Genomic DNA, 3,385 nt, shown 5'->3' on the forward strand with positions numbered 1-3,385 from the left:
CGGGTGTCGGAGATCGTGCTGGCGTCGAAGACCGCGTCCCAGGCCTCGACGGAGGTGACGGCGGGCAGCTGCTCGCGGTAGGCCCGCGACAGCTCGTCCCAGCGCCGCCACAGCGCCTGGTGCGCGGCGGCGCTGCGGCCCAGCAGCTCGCGGAAGCGCCGCGGGTCGCGCCGGTACCAGGCCGCGGCGGTGCCGTCGGCGGTGGAGACGACGGCGGAGTCGTAGTGCGCCAGCCGCCACCACGTGGAGTCCATCGCCGCCAGGCGCCGCTCCGGGCGGTCCAGCGCCGCCGGGTCGGGGCTGGTGAGGTGGCGGGCCACGACCGCCGCCGCCCAGGGCAGCAGGGTGAACCTGTTCGGCGACTCCGGCTCGCGGCCCTTGCGCGGCGGCTTGCGCCGCTTGGCCTGCGGGAAGGCGTCGACGTCGGTGGAGGTGGCCGCGTCGGGGAACTCCTTGCGCAGCGCCCGGACCTCCGCGGTGCGCGTGGGCAGGGTGCGCAGCAGGTGCTCCGGGCCGGCCAGCACGTCCTCCAGCGCCAGCAGCCGCAGCGCCTCGGTGGAGTACTGCATGGAGATGAGGTGCTTGACGTCGGTGAAGACGCTCTCGCGGAAGATCCGCCCGCCGCGGTCGTACGGGGAGTGCAGCAGCGCCGCCACGATGCGGTTGCGCTCGTGGAAGTACGCCTGCCAGTCGGTGGAGTCGTCCTTGTCGATCCACGAGACGTGCCACACCGCCGCACCGGGCAGGCTGACCGTGGGGAACCCGGCCTCGCCGGCGCGCAGGCCGTACTCGGCGTCGTCCCACTTGATGAACACCGGCAGCGACAGCCCCACGGCGCGGATCACCTCGACGGGGATGAGGCACATCCACCAGCCGTTGTAGTCGACGTCGGCGCGCTTGTGCATCCAGGGCGTGGCGCGCAGGTTCTGCGCGGACAGGTCGTGCCGCTCCACGAGGCCGGGCAGCGCACCCCAGAAGAAGCGGTAGGGGTCGACGCGCTCGCCGAAGGAGTGCAGCACGCTGCGGTCGAACATGTCGAACATGTGCCCGCCGACGACGGTGGGGGTGCGGCAGGAGGCGGCGAACGCCAGGGCCCGCACGATCCCCTCCGGCTCGACGATGATGTCGTCGTCGAGCAGCAGCACGTACTCGCTGCGGCCGGTGCGCAGCGTCTCGCGCATGCCGCGGGAGAAGCCGCCGGAGCCGCCGAGGTTGCCCTGCCGGATGATGCGCAGCTGCGGCCCGAGGGCGGCGGCCACCTCCGCGAAACCGGGCTGGTCCTGCACGAGCTGGGTGCCCTGGTCCATGACGAGGACCTCGTCGAGGACCTCGCGGACCTCCGGCGCCTGCGACAGCGCCCGCAGCAGGGCCAGGCAGTAGTCGGGGCGGTTGAAGGTGGTCACCGCGATGGACAGCGTCGGGCCGACCGCGTGCCGCGGGGCGGTGCCGGCGGCGTCGGCGACCTGCCACTCCGCGGCGAGGAGCTGGGCGTCCCCCCGGCCGGCGGCCAGGTCGAACCAGAGCCAGCCGCCGTCGCCGAAGGAGGCCAGCGACAGCTCCACCTCGTGGGGCGCGCCGCCGGTCACCATCGCCGAGGCCACCCGCTGGCGCAGGCCGCGGGCGTTGGAGCGGTAGACGGTGACGGTGCCCTCGCCGGCCAGCTCCACGCGCAGCCGCACGGCGGTCGCGCTCGTCCAGCGCCGCCAGTAGCCGGCGGGGAAGGCGTTGAAGTACGTCGCGAAGGAGGCCCGGCCACCGGCCCGCACGAGGAGGCCGCGCCGGCCCCGCACGTCCTCGGCGTGGTGCTCCTGCGGCAGGGACAGGAACTGCGCCGGCGCGGTGGCGGACTGGCCGGTGCCGCCGGTGGTGGGCGCCTCGACCCCGCCCGCGGCGGGTCCGGGCGCGGCGACGGCGTGGTCGTAGTCCACGTACAGCGGCAGCGCGTCGGCGTCGGTGGCCGACGGCATGACGACGCGCGCGGCGGTCCGCCAGATCGCGCCGGGCACCTCGGTGACGATCGTGCTCATCCCTCGACCCCACCGCTCGTCAGGGTGGCCCCGTCGCGGAAGTGCGGGGCCAGCTTGTTGTCCACCATCGACAGCGCCGCACCGATGGCCATGTGCATGTCGAGGTACTTGTACGTGCCGAGCCGGCCGCCGAAGAGGACGCCCTTCTCCCCCGCCGCGAGGTCGCGGTAGGCGAGCAGCCGGCGGCGGTCCTCGGGGGTGTTCACCGGGTAGTACGGCTCGTCGCCGTGCGCGGCGAACCGGGAGAACTCGCGCACGATGACCGTGGAGTCCTTCGGGTAGTCCCGCTCGGGGTGGAAGTGGCGGAACTCGTGGATGCGCGTGTAGGGCACGTCCTCGTCGGCGTAGTTCATCACCGGGGTGCCCTGGAAGTCCCCGATCGGCAGGACCTCCTGCTCGAAGTCGAGGGTGCGCCAGGTGAGGCGGCCCTCGGCGTCGCCGAAGTAGGTGTCGACCGGGCCGGTGTAGACGACGGGCACGTTGCCCGCCACGTTGCCCCGGGAGACCTCCTGGGAGGTGTCGAAGAAGTCCGTCGAGAGCCGCACCTCGATGTTCGGGTGGTCGGCGAGCCGCTCCAGCCACGCCGTGTACCCGTCGACGGGCAGGCCCTCGTGGGTGTCGTTGAAGTACCTGTTGTCGTAGGTGTAGCGCACCGGCAGCCGGGTCACCGTCTCCCCGGGCAGCCGGCGGGGGTCGGTCTGCCACTGCTTGGCGGTGTACCCGCGGAAGAACGCCTCGTAGAGGGGGCGGCCGATCAGCGAGATCGCCTTGTCCTCGAAGTTCGCGGCGCTGGCGGTGTCGACCTCGGCGGCCTGCTCGGCGACGAGGGCGCGCGCCTGCGCCGGGGACATCGCGGTGCGGAAGTACTGGTTGATGGTGCCCAGGTTCACGGGCATCGCGTAGACCTGGCCCTGGTAGGTCGTGAAGACCCTGTGCTGGTAGGGCGTGAACCGCGTGAAGCGGTTGACGTGCTCCCAGACGCGCTCGTTGGACGTGTGGAAGAGGTGGGCGCCGTAGCGGTGCACCTCGATGCCCGTGGTCGGTTCCGCCTCCGAGTACGCGTTGCCGCCGATGTGGTCCCGGCGGTCGATGACGAGGACGCGCAGGCCCAGGTCCTCGGCGCACTGCCGGGCCACCGTGAGGCCGAAGAAACCCGATCCGACGACGACGAGGTCGACGTTCACCGCTGGCTCACCGCTACCGCATCTCCTCTGCATCGGGCAGTCCGGCCAGCCGCCGGTCCCGCGCCCCGGCGCCGCCCACCGGCTGCGGCCGGCCCGGCGCCACCGTACCCGAGGCCCGGGACCACCCGTGCCGACCGCGCGGCGCACCGGGCGTGGCGCGGCTGCGCCTATCCT

Annotated in this window: 2 protein-coding genes; both read right to left on the reverse strand. The window is 73.2% G+C overall.

What is annotated here, in order from left to right:
* The coding region (locus tag ABEB16_RS12835) for a glycosyltransferase (protein WP_345712641.1) at nucleotides 1-2,027 on the reverse strand (2,027 nt) is incomplete at its 3' end.
* A complete protein-coding gene (glf, locus tag ABEB16_RS12840) occupies nucleotides 2,024-3,211 on the reverse strand; it encodes a UDP-galactopyranose mutase (protein WP_345712642.1) in 1,188 nt (395 codons plus the stop codon). The genes glf and ABEB16_RS12835, both read right to left, overlap by 4 nt.
* Nucleotides 3,212-3,385 lie beyond the last annotated feature (174 nt).

Origin of the sequence: Kineococcus glutinatus, assembly GCF_039542765.1 — a bacterium.
In the GTDB taxonomy this organism is placed as follows: Bacteria; Actinomycetota; Actinomycetes; order Actinomycetales; family Kineococcaceae; genus Kineococcus_A; species Kineococcus_A glutinatus.